Annotated in this window: 14 protein-coding genes; 5 read left to right on the forward strand and 9 right to left on the reverse strand. The window is 61.0% G+C overall.

Translation table 11 applies throughout. The features are described 5' to 3' along the window. Positions 1-164 precede the first annotated feature (164 nt). From phnE to M2368_RS08380, 4 genes are read right to left on the reverse strand one after another with little or no spacing between them, the layout of a single operon-like run. Positions 165-1,040, reverse strand: a complete 876-nt coding sequence (phnE, locus tag M2368_RS08365; protein ID WP_286172041.1) for a phosphonate ABC transporter, permease protein PhnE — start codon at positions 1,038-1,040, stop codon at positions 165-167. Then, positions 1,037-1,813 carry a phosphonate ABC transporter ATP-binding protein gene (locus tag M2368_RS08370; RefSeq protein ID WP_105658231.1) on the reverse strand — a complete coding sequence of 259 codons (777 nt, stop codon included), beginning with the start codon at positions 1,811-1,813 and terminating at the stop codon, positions 1,037-1,039. The genes phnE and M2368_RS08370 overlap by 4 nt, the downstream gene beginning before the upstream one ends. 2 nt (positions 1,814-1,815) lie before the next feature. Further along, positions 1,816-2,736 carry a phosphate/phosphite/phosphonate ABC transporter substrate-binding protein gene (locus M2368_RS08375; protein WP_133832986.1) on the reverse strand — a complete coding sequence of 307 codons (921 nt, stop codon included), beginning with the start codon at positions 2,734-2,736 and terminating at the stop codon, positions 1,816-1,818. A 29-nt stretch (positions 2,737-2,765) separates the two neighbouring features. Then, the gene (locus M2368_RS08380; RefSeq protein ID WP_286172040.1) at positions 2,766-3,965 is read right to left on the reverse strand and encodes a TIGR03364 family FAD-dependent oxidoreductase; all 1,200 of its coding nucleotides are present in this window, start codon (positions 3,963-3,965) and stop codon (positions 2,766-2,768) included. Positions 3,966-4,133: 168 nt separating this feature from the next. On the opposite strand from M2368_RS08380, the gene M2368_RS08385 reads away from it, so the two are divergent. The 3 genes from M2368_RS08385 to M2368_RS08395 all read left to right on the forward strand — a co-directional run bounded on the left by M2368_RS08385 (position 4,134) and on the right by M2368_RS08395 (position 6,820). Next, positions 4,134-4,892 carry a GntR family transcriptional regulator gene (locus M2368_RS08385; protein ID WP_133833237.1) on the forward strand — a complete coding sequence of 253 codons (759 nt, stop codon included), beginning with the start codon at positions 4,134-4,136 and terminating at the stop codon, positions 4,890-4,892. Positions 4,893-4,905: 13 nt separating this feature from the next. Then, entirely contained in the window at positions 4,906-5,613 is a 708-nt protein-coding gene (locus M2368_RS08390) for a phosphonatase-like hydrolase (protein WP_498724336.1), read from the forward strand. Positions 5,614-5,722: 109 nt separating this feature from the next. Further along, positions 5,723-6,820, forward strand: coding sequence for a pyridoxal-phosphate-dependent aminotransferase family protein (locus M2368_RS08395; RefSeq protein ID WP_105661843.1), 1,098 nt, complete (start codon positions 5,723-5,725; stop codon positions 6,818-6,820). A 91-nt stretch (positions 6,821-6,911) separates the two neighbouring features. Here the strand turns inward: M2368_RS08395 and M2368_RS08400 are convergent, their stop codons facing one another. Continuing rightward, positions 6,912-7,928: a S66 family peptidase gene (locus tag M2368_RS08400; RefSeq protein ID WP_105661844.1), complete on the reverse strand. Its 1,017-nt coding sequence runs from the start codon at positions 7,926-7,928 to the stop codon at positions 6,912-6,914. 179 nt (positions 7,929-8,107) lie between these two features. Between M2368_RS08400 and M2368_RS08405 the strand changes: the two genes are divergently transcribed. Further along, the gene (locus tag M2368_RS08405) at positions 8,108-8,506 is read left to right on the forward strand and encodes a DUF4282 domain-containing protein (RefSeq protein ID WP_105661845.1); all 399 of its coding nucleotides are present in this window, start codon (positions 8,108-8,110) and stop codon (positions 8,504-8,506) included. A 69-nt stretch (positions 8,507-8,575) separates the two neighbouring features. Here M2368_RS08405 and M2368_RS08410 read toward each other — a convergent pair whose 3' ends face one another. From M2368_RS08410 to M2368_RS08425, 4 genes are read right to left on the reverse strand one after another with little or no spacing between them, the layout of a single operon-like run. Further along, the gene (locus tag M2368_RS08410) at positions 8,576-8,977 is read right to left on the reverse strand and encodes a universal stress protein (RefSeq protein WP_332727091.1); all 402 of its coding nucleotides are present in this window, start codon (positions 8,975-8,977) and stop codon (positions 8,576-8,578) included. Then, complete coding sequence (locus M2368_RS08415; protein WP_483561974.1) at positions 8,974-10,560, reverse strand: tripartite tricarboxylate transporter permease; 1,587 nt, start codon at positions 10,558-10,560, stop codon at positions 8,974-8,976. The genes M2368_RS08410 and M2368_RS08415 overlap by 4 nt, the downstream gene beginning before the upstream one ends. Positions 10,561-10,581: 21 nt before the next feature. Next, entirely contained in the window at positions 10,582-11,085 is a 504-nt protein-coding gene (locus tag M2368_RS08420; protein ID WP_332594928.1) for a tripartite tricarboxylate transporter TctB family protein, read from the reverse strand. Then, positions 11,082-12,095, reverse strand: coding sequence for a Bug family tripartite tricarboxylate transporter substrate binding protein (locus M2368_RS08425; protein WP_105661846.1), 1,014 nt, complete (start codon positions 12,093-12,095; stop codon positions 11,082-11,084). The genes M2368_RS08420 and M2368_RS08425 overlap by 4 nt, the downstream gene beginning before the upstream one ends. Before the next feature lie 229 nt (positions 12,096-12,324). On the opposite strand from M2368_RS08425, the gene M2368_RS08430 reads away from it, so the two are divergent. After that, a complete protein-coding gene (locus tag M2368_RS08430) occupies positions 12,325-13,935 on the forward strand; it encodes a sensor histidine kinase (protein ID WP_105661847.1) in 1,611 nt (536 codons plus the stop codon). Positions 13,936-13,939: the final 4 nt, after the last annotated feature.

Consider the following 13,939-nt stretch of genomic DNA (forward strand, 5'->3'; position numbering starts at 1 on the left):
GGCGACCTTCCAGGACCTGCGCCGCCGATAACGGTGCCGAGGCATCTTCATGGGCCCATGCGATTGGCCCCAGAGCGCTATGAAGCCCCAGCCAGCGTCCTCGATCCTGCCGGGATCACGGACACTTGCTGGGGCCGAAGCGCGCTTTTCCGACTGGCGAGGAGCTAGACTGCCAGCTTGCGGCGGATGAAGCCTGAAGCCTGGTCTACCACGATGATCAAGAGCAGGACGATGATGATGTGCGTAAGCATCGTATCGAACTGGAACGACTTGATCGCCTGGTTGATGAGCAAGCCGATGCCGCCAGCACCGACCAGGCCCAGGACCAGTGACGAACGGACGTTGACGTCGAAGCGGTACAAGAGCAAGCCGACGAACTGCGGGATCACCAGCGGCAGTGCGCCATGGGTAAGTTGCTGAACCCGTGATGCGCCGGTGGTGGACAGCGCTTCCTGCGGGCCCTGATCGGTTTCTTCCAGGGACTCGGCCCAGAGCTTTCCCATCACTCCCGTGTTGTGGCAGATCAGCGCCAGCACACCTGCGAAGGGACCCAAGCCCACGGCGGTGACGAAGATGAGCGCAAAGACGATGTCCGGAACCGCGCGGAAGAAGGACAAGATGCTGCGTGCTGCTTGGTAGGCCAGCGGATGCGGCGTCGTGGTGCGGCATGCGAGCACAGCGAGCACCAAGGCCGTAGGAATGGAGAAGGTCGTACCCAGCAAGCCGATCCACAAGGTGACCAGCGTTGCCTCCAAGCCAGGAAGTATGACCTTGTCCCAGCTCAGATCCGGCGGGAATGCGTCGCTGATGAATCGTGCCATCCCGCGCCAGCCATCCACGAGCAGCGCCGGATCAAAATCAGTTCCCGCGATGGCCAGCAGATGAAGGACGGCAATCACTGCAACTGCGGTGATCCAAAGGGTACGCCGGGCGGCCTTGTGCGGGTCCCTGGGCAGTGCTGGGGCGGATTTTCCAGCGATCATTTGCGAAGTGCTTTCCACTGCCTGTTCCTTGATGCGAGTCCGGGTATGGAGGCTCATGCTGCAATCCTCTCGGGAGAGTAGAGAACGTCCAAGAAGTCGTCGCCGAGATTCTGGACCGGACCGTTGAAGGCGATACGTCCATGCAGCAACCCGATCGCCCGGTCTGCGTAGCGTTGTGCAAGCTCTGGCTGGTGCAGAACCGCGGCGACTGCAAGGTTTTCGTCGTGCGCCAAGGTAGCGAGCAATTCCATGATGTTCTCGGCCGCATGCGGGTCCAGAGCAGAAACCGGCTCATCGGCAAGCAGCACCGACGCGCGCTGGCACAGGGCCCTGGCGACGGCTACGCGCTGCTGCTGTCCGCCAGAAAGGCGCCCGACCTTGTCCAGGGCGCGGTCGGCCATGCCAACCCGGTCCAGGCAGGCCATTGCTTCTTCCCGCAGTTCGCGCGAGAAGAAAGCGGGGGAGAATGAGGCCAAGCCGGTGACACGGGCCAGGGCGCCTGCGCAGACATTGTCCAGTGCTGTGCGGCGGGGCACCAGATGGATCTTCTGGAACACCATGGCTGCCCGGGATCGCGCACGGGCTAGATCACGGCCATGGAGATCGGCCAGGTGGATGCCATCCAATTCGATGCTTCCCGAATCCGGCGTGGCCAATCCCGCGACGCACTTGAGGGTGGTGGATTTTCCGGAGCCGTTGGCACCCAGAAAGGCCACGAGCTCGCCGCGGTTGACGGTGAAATCGACATCATCAAGCACGCGGCGCTGGTTGAAGGTCTTGGCCAGGGACTTCACCGAGAGGGCCGGACGGGCCAATTGCGTGGTGTCCATGGTTAGATATCGTCCTCGGTGAGGCCCATTTCGGAAGCCAGGTCGAACAGCGGGCCGTAGGTTTCCTTGGTGACTTCCAGCAATGGGCCCGGAGGGGTCACATCCAGGAAAGCTCCTACCTGGGCGATATCTTCCTCCGGCAGGTTCAGCAGCGCGTGCTTTACGGCCTTCTTCAGTTCGGGATCGGCATCGGCGCTGATGGTGATCGGGTCATTCGGGATGGGTTCCGAGGTCCAGATCTGGCGGTAGTCTTCCGGGTTGAAGGTGCCTTCTTCTTCGGCGACTGCCTGGGTCTGCGAGTTGAGCTGGGCGGCGTCGACGGTTCCGTTGGCCAGGGCCAGCAGCGCTTCGGGATGGCCGCCCGCGTAGTTCAAGTTGACTTCCGACTCGGCAATGCCGGCAGTCTTCAGTGCGTAGCGGGGCAGGACATCTCCGGAGGTTGAGCCCACGCCGCCAAGTGCGAAGTCCTTTCCGCGCAGATCTTCGAGGGTCTTGATTTTCGAATCCTTCGCAACCCAGATGCCGCCGGTGTAGGTGCTGAGCTCACCTTGGGAGGTTCCGAAGGACACCAGCGGTTCAGCGCCGGCCTGCTGGCTGGCGAACACGTATCCCACGGGACCGAACTGGCCAAGATCCAGCTTTCCATTGCGCATTGCCAGTACCTCGGCGGCGTAGTCCTCGACAACTTGTACCTCGACTTCGCATCCGAGCTCGCGCTCCAATGCGTCGGCGAGCACGCCGTACGCCGGTTCGAGCTTGGCTGGTGCTTCGTAGGGCTCGATGCCGAAATTGATGGGCCCATCGGCGCAGAACGCGGGGGCAGCGGAGTCGGCCTGCTCATCCGCCTGGGCGGACCCGCAAGCGGTGAGGGCCAGCAGGCCCAGCGAGACGGCAGAGAATTTAAATGCCTGAGAGATCTTCATGGTTTGCTCCAATGCGTGGTGTAGCTAAGCTAGGCGGTGATCGACGAAGCCATGGCCGGCTTGGCGAGGTTCTTGATGTTCTTGTCGGCCAGGCCGAAGGACAGGGTCATTCCGACTCCGGCGGTCACGGAGACGACGGTAATGGCGTCGGCGGCATTGCGGATGAGCAAGGGGCCGATAGCGCTGGAGGCATAGATTCCTTGCCAGCGTTCAATGACTTTCAGCTCGGTGCCACTCATGTAGTCCCCGATGGCCGAGAGCAATGTTTGCGAGGTCGCTTCCTTGAGGAAGGGAGCTTGGGTTGCGGCGTAGCTGTGCGAATCTCCCATGAGCAGGGTGCCGTCGGGCCTTTGGGTGAACATGACATTCGCCTGGATATCCAGCAGCTCCGGGTGCTCGGCGAGAACTTCAGCCTGCAGGGCCTTGGCTGCTGGCACTTCGGTGAAGGCCTCGTAGCGCAGCATGGAGGTGGCGGTGAGGACGGCCGGCTTCAATTCCAGGTCTTCGGAAGCTTCTGCGCGGAGCATCTGCAGCGCGCACCGGGTGATCTGGTGCTCCTGCGCGATCTGCGGGAAGAGGTAGTCCACGTCGTGGCCGACGCAAACGAAAACCTGGTCGGCTTCGAAGGCGCCGCGATTAGTTTGCACGCTGGCCCGGCGATGCCGGCCGGCACCGAATCCCAAGGCGCTGGTGCTGAACTGGACGCTGCCAGCAACATGGGCGTTGACCCACTGGCCCAGCTTGGCCACCGTGGTGCGCGGGTCGACGCGCAGGTCATCACGCAGGAACGCGCCGCCGAGGAATCCTTCGGTGCTTTCGCGTCCGAGCTGTTCTGCGATGTCCTGCGCGTTGAGCATCTCGACCTGTCCGGTTTCGCGGCGTGCGGACAGTTCGCGCAGGACCTGCAATTCCGTTTCTGTCGAGGCCACCACGACAGCTCCCGATTCAACGGCCCAGAAGCCAGCGCGTTCAGCGTAGTCAAGCCACAAGGGACGTCCTGACTGCGCCAGGTCGTAGAGTTCGCCGGACTGCGCGGTGATGCAGCAGTGGCCGAAGTTGCGGACCGATGCGCCGATGGCCTCATGGTCACGTTCCATGACGATTACCGAGAGGCCGGCGTCCAGGGCTCGAGCGGCATGGGCCAGGCCGACAATGCCGGCGCCGATCACCAGCACATCTGCGTGGTTGGCGACTGGCCGGGTCTGCGGGAAATTTTTTTCGTTGCTCACGACAGTGATCATCCATGCCCGGGATGAGCGGATTCAACCCGAAATGGCACTTGTTTGAACAAGTTTGCCTAGAGTTCAGAATGGGGTCCGTCTATTCACTTTCAGTTCACTGGAATGTCTTGTGAATCGCTGATTTCACAATAAAACCACTTGTATGATCAAGAGGTGATGGAGAACAAGAAGCAACCCAAGTACCAAGCCCTCACCACCTGGTTGCGGCAGGAAATAGCGGTTGGCACATGGCACGAAGGAGATGTCCTGCCCAGCGAGGCAGAACTCTGTGCCCGCGCCAATGCCTCGCGCGGCACGGTCCGGCATGCGCTCGCCCAGTTGCGTTCGGAGGGCCTCATTGCGGGGGGACAAGGCAAGCCGCCAATCGTGGCGCAACAGGTGCAATCCCAATCGTTTACCACCTTCATGTCCTTTACTGATTGGGCGCGCTCCATCGGATTGGAGGCTGGACAGGAAACGCGGGAATTGGCGCAGCGCCCGGCCGATGCCCTCGTGGCCGAGCAGCTCGAACTCGAAGAAGGTGCCAAGGTGGTGCAGATCCTGCGCCTGCGCTTGCTCGATGGGAGCCCGGCGATGCTGGAGCGGACTAGCTTTACCCAAGAAGTCGGTCGGCTGCTCTTCGAATTCGATGCGGATGACGGTTCGATTTTCGAGTACCTGCGGGAGCAAGGCGTAGACCTCTACCGAGGCAAGCACACCATCGACGCGGTGGCGGCCGATGAACTGGACGCGCAGCTGCTGGGTGTCCGGCTCGGCGCCCCGCTCCTGCGCGAACGGCGCGTGACTTCCTCCAAATCGGGGCAGAAACTTGAGTACTCCGATGATCGGTATTTGCCGGATCTGGCCAACTTCACCATTGAAAACACCAGCGAGCATCGCGCCTCATTGAGCCGTGTGCGAAGCATTGCTGTCTGAACAGGAAAACACGATGAAACGAGAAGACATGTTTGAACTCATTGCCTGCGATATGGCTGGAACGACCATTGACGAGCATGCCGATGTGTACCGGGCTCTGGAAAATGCGGTGTGCGAATTCGGTGTTGAGGTCAAGGAGGAGGATCTGCAGCATTGGATGGGCGCCGAGAAGAAGGAAGCGATCAAAGCGCTGATTGAACTTGGCGGAGCTGTTGCCAGCGACGAGCAGGTGCAGGTGCAGTTTGACCGTTTCCGCCATTTGCTGCTGGGGTATTACCAGGAGAATCCGCCCGTCGCATTGCCAGGTGTCGTGCAAGCGCTGGAACGCTTGGCTGCCAGCGGCAAGAAGATCGCATTGACAACGGGGTTCTCGCGCGATGTTGCCGATATCATCCTCGATGGCTTGGGGTGGAAGGTCGGTCCTGGCGAACTTCTCGACGCAGTGGTTGCCGGCGATGAAGCCGCAGCGGGACGCCCCGCGCCGTACATGATTCATCGAGCCATGGAGCTGACGGGAATTCGCGATGTAGCCAAGGTTGTTGCCGCAGGCGACACCGCCAACGACCTGCTGGCCGCGCATCACGCGGGAGTGCATGGGATCGGTGTGCTGACCGGGAAGCTGGGCCGCGAAAAGCTGGACCGGTTCCCGCATGCCGCCATCCTCGAATCCGTGGCGGAGCTGCCGGATTATCTCGAGGCGATCGAGCCCGCGGCCGTGTAGTTCGACCCGAGTAATTTTGCAATGCGGAAGATATGTTTCGTTTCGGATTGGGATGCGGGATATGCTGAGCTCTAGTTGGAACATCCCATTGAGATGAAAGAGAGTCGTCATGAGCAAGACTGTTCTTCAGCGCCACCTGTTCGGACCGGGTCCATGCAACCCGTATCCCGAGGCAACGGCGGCGCTCGGCCTTCCGCTGCTGGGCCATCTGGATCCGGAGTTCATTGCACGCATGGATCGCGTTGCTGATGGTTTGCGTACTCTCTGGGGAACCGGAAACTCCCGTACCTTGCCTTTGAGCGCCACGGGCTCAGCTGGCATGGAAGCCGCTTTCGTCAACACCATCAACCCAGGCGACGTAGCGGTCATCGCGATCAACGGCTTATTCGGCGAGCGCATGTGCGAAGTTGCTGCGCGCGCTGGCGCTGAAGTAGTCCGCGTCGAGCATGAATACGGCACGCCGATCGATGCCGAACGCGTTGCCGCGGCGCACCCGAACCCAACCGTCATTGCCGGCGTGCATGCTGAAACCAGTACCGGAGTTGTTTCCGATATAGCCGCGCTGGGCGCAATCAAGGGCGATGCACTGCTGATCACCGATGCAGTGACCTCCATTGGCGGCATGCCGGTGCTGGCTGATGAATGGGGGATTGACGTTGGCTATGCCGGCACGCAGAAATGCCTCGGCGTGGCTCCGGGATTGGCACCATTTACCATTTCAGACCGTGCTTTCGAGCGCCGCGTCCAGAAGCCCCAATCCTGGTATCTGGATCTAGGCTTGCTCGGCGGCTACGCCACAGGTTCCACCGGGGGCCAACGCACCTACCACCACACCGCACCGGTCTCGATGGTCGCATCGCTGGAAGCCGGCATCGACCGCATCCTGGCTGAGGGCCTGGACGCGGTCACCGCCCGCCATCAGGAAGCGGGAGGCTTGCTGCAAGATGGCTTGCAGGAAATGGGCCTGGAGCTATTCGCCCAGGAGGGGTACCGCCTGCCGCAGCTGACGACGGTCTACGTTCCTGAAGGCGTTGATTCGGCGAAGGTCCGTGGATACCTGCTCGACCGCTTCAATATTGAAATCGGCGGCGGTGTCGGCAAGTACGCGAGCACCGTTTGGCGCATCGGCATGATGGGCCCCAACGCTAATCCGGGATCGGTGGCGCTGCTGCTGGCTGCGCTGAAGGAAGCGATCGGCAAGGCCTAGGCGCGCAAGGGCCGTGGTCCTCTGAATGCAAAGCGAGGCGGGACTAACCAGGGGATTCTGGTTGGTTCCGCCTCTTGCTGTTGCCCATGGGCTAGCTCAGCTGGTCCTGTGAATGCGCAAAATGCAGCTGCACTGAATCAGCACTGGTCGAAATCATGGCGTAGCCGCCAATCGGCAACGTGAACATCGGGGAGGTATGGCCGAAATCGAGGTTGGCCACAACCGGGATGCCCTGCAGGATCGGGTGCTTTGCGATAACTTGCTCCAGCAGGCTACGGGTGATTCCGGACTGCTGCTGGAAGCGCCCGATGGCCAGCCCGGTAATGCCAGCCGCGCTGGGGGACTGCAGGAACGAGGCGAGCTTCCGGGCGATTTCGTGGATGTCTTCTGAGGAGTCATCCTCGATGAAGAGCATTGCCCCGTCCAAAGATGGCATGAAATCGCCGCCCAGCAATAAATGCAGCGTGCCCAGATTCCCGCCAATTACCTTGCCCGTGGCCACCCCCTGGTTCAGGATCCATGGTCCGCTGGATGCTTGGACGGACCTGTTGTCTTGATCCATGAACCACAGATCGTCGGTGAATTCGCTGGCGTGCTCGATGGTCCACGAGTGCTCGTGGGTTGCGGTCCGGAACCACTGGCCGGTCGGTTCAAAATGATCGCGCATGCCGAAAGAGGACCAATGCGCACCGACATAAGTTACCAGGCCGGTCTTGGCGTGCACGGCGTTAGCCAGGGCGGTGAAATCCGAATAGCCGCAAAAGACCTTGGGATTGGCGGCAATGAGATCCCAGTCGAGGTAGGGGAGCAGCTCGTTTGAATTGAAGCCGCCAATGACCGAGATGATTCCGGCGACAGATGGATCGGCAAATGCGGCGTGCAGATCGGCCACGCGCGACGGGATCGGCGAGCTGTCGAAGTCATCGTTCTCGTCTACGTGATCGCCGAATTCCTGCTTGAGCCCCATGGCCTCGAAGCGTTCAGTGATCCACTTCGTATTGTCGTATTCCATCACGAAGGCGCGGGAGCACGATGGCGCAATGGCCCTGATGGTGTCTCCGGATTGCAATCGGGCTGGGACAATCGTCGGCTTCTCATGGCTTGTCATGCAATCAGTCTAGGGTCTGGCTTGGCAGGGGATAATAACCCGCACGCAGTCGCAGGCGACTAGTTGGCGAAATTTTCGCAACAAATGAAGATATTCCGCTCCAGCTACTGGGAGAATACTGCGAAATTCGATAACGTGGGCGGGACAGCGCAATTTCTCTAAAGAAAGAAGCAAATAAGGTGAAGTCCCTCTTCGACTTGGAATTCAAACAATTCATCACGCCATCGATCATCAAGATCGTTTACATCCTGATCATGGTCCTGTTGGCGATCGGCTACCTCGGAATCGTGATTTCCGGGTTCATGGCTGATGCAATGCTCGGCTTCCTCATGCTCCTGATCGTGGGTCCTTTGGTGTCCCTAGTCTATTTGGTACTGGTCCGTGCAGGACTCGAATCCTTGCTGGCACAGATCCGCACGGCAGAGAACACCACTGAACTCGTTCGTCTGGCCGGTGGCATCCCGCCGGCAGAAGGCGGCTACCGCCCGCACCCGGGTAATCCTCCTGCTCCCCAGCAGCCGCAGGATCCAACCGCCAATGGCGGCGGCACTCCGCCAGCCAACCCTTACCAGAAGTAAGTCCAACGGCCAATGGCCCGCACCCGTGGTGCGGGCCATTGGCCGTTGTTGAGCGAACAGCGTGCAGAACTACCAGTCGCTGGACGCTTTGAGCGACAGCACTGGGCAGGAAGCCTGGAGCAGAATCCGTTGCGCGTTGCTTCCCATGAGGAACTTGCCCATTGCCGTCCGCTTGCGCAGGCCGATCACGATCAGCTCGGCTCGTTGGGCCTGGGCTACATGCAGGATCTGGTCTGCCGCATCGGCACCCTGGGTGTGGCGCTCAATCCAGAAATCGATGCCGGCATCGGAAAGGCGGGCTTCCAGCTCGTGGTACTGCTTCGCGTCAATGAGCCTGTCGTCAACGAGCTGATCGCCCTTCGAAGAGTTCACTACGATCAATCGCACCTCGCTGCGCCTGGCTTCGAGAATGGCTCGTTCCAAGGCGGCTTCGCCTTCTGGCGAGGGAATATAGCCCACTACGATCGTCATGATTCATTCCTTTCAGCAGCCTTGCTGTTCTCATTTCCGTGGCCAGGCTTCGCCTGTTCCGGTTCGGGGCCGCCAGCTGCATCGTCGCCCAGCAGGGCCTCGGCGGCGGCAGACGCTGTCCCGCGTTTGCGCCGAATAGCGGAGATCAGCACTGGCAGCAGGAGCAGGACGGCGATGAGCACGTAGATGCCCACGGCCAGCGGCTCGCTCCAGAGACCTGAGACTTCACCAGCAGAAAGCTGGAAGGTCTTGCGCAGCTGTTCCTCGGCCATGGGGCCGATGATGACACCAAGGATCAGCGGAAGCACTGGCAGGCCGAAGCGGCGCAAGGCAAAGCCCAGCAAACCGATCAGCAGCAGCAGCCAGAGATCAGCTACCTGCATGTTCACCGAGAAGGCGCCCAGCGTTGCGAAGAACAAGATGCCTGCGTACAGGTAGGGGCGCGGGATCTTCAGCAGCTTCGCCCATAGCGGCGCTAATGGCAGGTTGATCAGCAGCAGCAACGTGTTGCCAATGAACAAGCTGGCAATCAGGGCCCACACCAGGTCTGGTTCATTCTCGAAGAGCAGCGGACCGGGCTGGATGCCTTTCATGGTCAAGAACGCCAGCATCACCGCAGCGGTGGCATTGGTGGGCAAGCCCAAGGCGAGCATCGGAGTCAGGGTGCCAGCGGCAGAGGCATTGTTCGCGGCCTCCGGGCCGGCAACGCCCTCAATGGCGCCGTGGCCGAACTCCTCAGGATGCTTGGACAGCTTCTTTTCGGTGACGTAGGACAGGAAGGTCGGAACTTCGGCACCGCCGGCAGGCAGCGCGCCGAAGGGGAACCCAAAGGCGGTACCGCGAAGCCAGGGCTTCCACGAACGCTTCCAATCTTCCTTGCCCATCCACGGGGCACCCACCGGAATGGTGCGGGCCGGGCTGGTGCGCAAGTGCGCGGCAATCCACAGCGCCTCGCCAATGGCGAAGATCGCCACGGCGACCACCACGATGTCCATGCCGTCCACCAGGGGAGCGAAGCCGAAAGTCAGGCGCTGCTGCCCGGAGACCGGGTCCATGCCGACCAGGCCAATGGCCAAGCCCAAGCCCAGGGAAGCGAACCCGCGGATCTTGGAAGAGCCCAAGACTGCGGTGACAGTTACCAAAGCGAGGACCATGATGGCGAAGTAGCTCGGTGCGCCAAGGCTCACCGCGAACTTCACGACGATCGGGGCGACGGTCACCAGCAGCGCGGTACCGATGGTTCCTGCAACGAAGGATCCAATGGCCGCGGTGGCCAAGGCCTGTGCCGCACGGCCGGCCTTGGCCATCTTGTGGCCTTCGATGGCCGTGATGACTGTTGCCGATTCACCCGGGGTATTGAGCAGGATCGAGGTGGTTGACCCGCCATACATCCCGCCGTAGTAGATGCCGGCGAACATGATCAGTGCGCTGGAAGTTTCCATGCCGAAGGTCAATGGCAGCAGCAGTGCCACAGCCATGGCCGGGCCGATGCCCGGGAGCACTCCTACAGCGGTGCCCAGGATGACACCGGCGAAAGCGAAGAGCAGGTTAATCGGGGTCAGCGCCGAGGCGAAGCCGCCCATCAATAAATCCAGAGTTTCCAATTAGAGCACCCCCGAGAGGATTCCGGCCGGAAGCTTGATGCCCAGGCCCAGATAGAAGCCGTAGAACGAACCAAGCGCCAAGGCAAGCGAAATAACCAAGGTCAATACCCAGCGCCGCGCACCCAGGCAGGTGGCCGCGCCGAAGAACATGATGGTTCCCGAGATGACCCAGCCAGCCCAATTCACGATCAGCAGGTTCAGCACGAAGATGCCGATCAGCGGGAGCAGGACCTTCCAATCCGAAGGTTGGCTCAGGTCCACGTCTTCGCCTTCTTCGCCCGCTGCAAGGTTGCCACGCATGACGGTGATGGCCAAGGCAATGGACGAAAGAATGAGAATGCCCGAGACGACGTAAGGCAGGGCCTTGGGACCTACAACGTCTGCCTGGGAGTACGTCACATGAAGCTGCGACGCGTCAACAAACACGATGATTCCGACGATAAGAAGAAACGCGGCGAACAGGAGTTCGACGCGTTTCTTCTTTGCGGTGCCTACTTCGCTCACGCCAGGCCCAGGGTCTTCAGGACGCTGGCAACGCGCTCGTCCTGGTCGGTGAGGAAGGCGGAGAATTCGTCACCGGTCATGAAGGCGTCGCTCCAGCCGTTGGTCGCCAGGGCTTCCTTCCACTCGGCCGAATCATGCATTTCGGTGACCAGGTTGACCCACTTGGCCTTGTCCTCTTCGGAAATCTCAGGTGGAGCCACCAGACCGCGCCAGTTGGAGAACACCAGATCGATATCCGATTCCTTCAGGGTCGGGGCATCTACGCCTTCCAGGCGCTCTTCGCCGCTGGTGGCCAGTACGCGAACAGAGCCCTCTTCGATCTGCTGCATGTACTCGCCGGCACCGGAGGCAGCGAAGGCCAGCTTGTTGCCCAGGATGGCCGGCAGCAAGTCGCCCCCGCCATCGTACGATACGAAGTTCACGTCCTTGGGATCAATGCCCACGGCTTCGGCCAGCTGCATTGGCAGCAGATGGTCCGGGCCGCCAGGGGAGGAGCCGCCGCCGACCGAGAGCTTGCTTGGGTCGTCCTTCCAGGCCTTGACCAAGTCGTCAATGCTCTTGTATGGAGAATCCTTGGAAACCATGATCGCTCCGGGCTCTTCGATGAGCTTGGCAATCGGGGTGGTATCGGTCAGCTTGGAGTCGGTTTCGTTGGTGTAGCTTGCACCCACCACGCCCAGGCCCATGAGCATGGCCAGATCGCCATTGCCCTTCTCATTGACAATGCGGGCCAAGCCGACGGTGCCTCCGGCACCGGCAAGGTTGAAGACTTCAGGGTTGCTGGCCAGCGATGCGTCATCCATCACCTTGGCGGCAACACGGGCAGTGGTGTCGTAGCCGCCGCCTGGGGTGTTTGGCACCATGATGCGGAGGTTCGCGATGGGGCCCTTGGACTCTGCGGCATCAGTGCTGGAAGACTCTGATGTCACGCCGCAGCCAGTGGCGGTCAGGGCCAGTGCAGCGGCAGCTGCCAGCGCGCTCAGCGCACGGAACGACTTGAAGGGTTTCATGGGGATTCAGCCTCTTTGCTTTCATCGGGGTTGCGAGTGATACCAACTTACGTGCCATCGTGAGCCGGGTCACTCTTGCGTACTCAAAGAAAATACTGTTCATTGTGTAACCGGAAATTGTGATCTGAACCATTCGAATCTTCGGTAAGGTAGCACAGTGCCCGGATGCAGGTGCCAGCAAGGACCTGCCGGGTGCAACGTGGATTTCTGGAATATTGGGGGCGAGGCAATGGGTGCCGTGCGTTTCTGGCTCGCTAATCTGTACACGCGCCGCAAGCTGACCCTTGCAGGGCAGTACCTGATACTGCAATTGCTCATTATCGCGGTGGTGCTGGCAGGGGTCATCACGGTATCGCTGACCCAGGCCACCAATAACTTCGAAAAAATCGAGGGGCGCCGCAGCCTCTCGGCCGCCGAATCGCTGGCTGCAAACCCCCTGCTGCGCGTGCTCCTTCCCGAGGCGGAGCCGGAAATGGGTTCGGCGTTGCCGGCCATGGGCGAATCGGTGCGCAGCACCTCGGGTCTCCAATTCGTGACCATTGCCGATCCCCGGGGAACGGTCGTCACCTCCAGCTACCCGGATGAAGTCGGAACCTCGATACTGCACCCTGAATCCGCCGTCACCGAAGGCCGCGGATGGACCGGGGAAATCTGGCGCAATGGCAACCACGTATTGATTGCGCAGGTTCCGGTGCTGGACGACGAAGGGAAGATGGTCGGCATTGTCAGCGCCGGCCAAAGCTATCCCAGCACCGGCGAGATGATCCAGGAGATCGCTCCCAACGCCTTGTTCACCCTGGTCATTTCCCTGCTGCTGGGGACCGCCGGCTCAGTCTTGCTGGCCCGCCGGGTCAAGCACCAGACCCGCGGGCTTGAACCCCGGGAAATTGCAGAGCTTTTCGAGCATCGCGAAGCCCTGCTGCACGGAGTCAAAGAGGGAATCATCTCGGTGTCGCCGGATAGCCGGGTGATGCTGGCCAATGATGTCGCCATCGAGCTGCTCCAGCTGCCCAGTCACTGCGTGGGCAGGACCCTGGACGAATTGGATGTTGTTCCGCAGGTCCGCCATGCACTGACCACCAGCCAAGAGCTGCCCGACCGGCAATTCCTTGTCGGCGAGCGGGTATTGGTCTTCAACCGGATGCCGGTCAAGACCGCCAGGCGGGATTTGGGATCGGTCACCACCTTCCGCGACAAGACCGAACTGACCCTGCTGGAACAAGAACTTGGAGACAGCAAGGCCACCGCCGACATGCTCAGGGCGCAGACCCATGAATTCGCCAACCAGCTGCACGCAATTTCCGGGTTGATCCAGCTCGGGGAATACGACGAAGTCGTGGGCTTCATCGATGGCGTGAGCTTCAGCCGGAGCAAGATCTTCGAGGACGTCTCCGCGTGCATCGCCGAACCCACGATTGCCGCGTTGCTGATTGCCAAGTCCAGCGTGGCCGCCGAGCGAGGGGTGCACCTGAAGATGGCGCCTAGCTCAACCTTGGGCAGGTGCGAGGACCAGCTGGCGCGGGATCTGACCACCGTGATTGGCAATCTCGTCGATAACGCGATGGACGCGGCTGCTGCGGCTGCCAATCCGGAAATCCAGGTCGGGATCGAGGAAACCAGCGAGCTGGTGCGAATCACCGTGAGGGACAATGGAGAAGGCATCGCGGAAGATGCCATGGACGAGATCTTCACCCAAGGTTTCTCCACCAAGGACAGCGCGGTTTCCGGCGGCAGGGGCTTCGGCCTTGCCATCAGCCGCCTGGTTTGCCGCCGCCGCGGTGGAGAGCTGGCCGCGGCCAATGCACAAGGTGCCCGGTTTACCGCCACGCTCAGGAAGTAGGAAG

It is taken from the genome of Arthrobacter sp. JUb119 (genome assembly GCF_024807995.1).
Taxonomy (GTDB): Bacteria; Actinomycetota; Actinomycetes; order Actinomycetales; family Micrococcaceae; genus Glutamicibacter.

What these genes read in the sequence shown, in the direction of transcription:
- phnE (WP_286172041.1), bottom strand. Translation starts at nt 1,040, where the DNA reads ATGAGCCTCCATACCCGGACTCGCATCAAGGAACAGGCAGTGGAAAGC.
- M2368_RS08370 (WP_105658231.1), bottom strand. Translation starts at nt 1,813, where the DNA reads ATGGACACCACGCAATTGGCCCGTCCGGCCCTCTCGGTGAAGTCCCTG.
- M2368_RS08375 (WP_133832986.1), bottom strand. Translation starts at nt 2,736, where the DNA reads ATGAAGATCTCTCAGGCATTTAAATTCTCTGCCGTCTCGCTGGGCCTG.
- M2368_RS08385 (WP_133833237.1), top strand. Translation starts at nt 4,134, where the DNA reads ATGGAGAACAAGAAGCAACCCAAGTACCAAGCCCTCACCACCTGGTTG.
- M2368_RS08390 (WP_498724336.1), top strand. Translation starts at nt 4,906, where the DNA reads ATGAAACGAGAAGACATGTTTGAACTCATTGCCTGCGATATGGCTGGA.
- M2368_RS08395 (WP_105661843.1), top strand. Translation starts at nt 5,723, where the DNA reads ATGAGCAAGACTGTTCTTCAGCGCCACCTGTTCGGACCGGGTCCATGC.
- M2368_RS08400 (WP_105661844.1), bottom strand. Translation starts at nt 7,928, where the DNA reads ATGACAAGCCATGAGAAGCCGACGATTGTCCCAGCCCGATTGCAATCC.
- M2368_RS08410 (WP_332727091.1), bottom strand. Translation starts at nt 8,977, where the DNA reads ATGACGATCGTAGTGGGCTATATTCCCTCGCCAGAAGGCGAAGCCGCC.
- M2368_RS08415 (WP_483561974.1), bottom strand. Translation starts at nt 10,560, where the DNA reads ATGGGCGGCTTCGCCTCGGCGCTGACCCCGATTAACCTGCTCTTCGCT.
- M2368_RS08425 (WP_105661846.1), bottom strand. Translation starts at nt 12,095, where the DNA reads ATGAAACCCTTCAAGTCGTTCCGTGCGCTGAGCGCGCTGGCAGCTGCC.
- M2368_RS08430 (WP_105661847.1), top strand. Translation starts at nt 12,325, where the DNA reads ATGGGTGCCGTGCGTTTCTGGCTCGCTAATCTGTACACGCGCCGCAAG.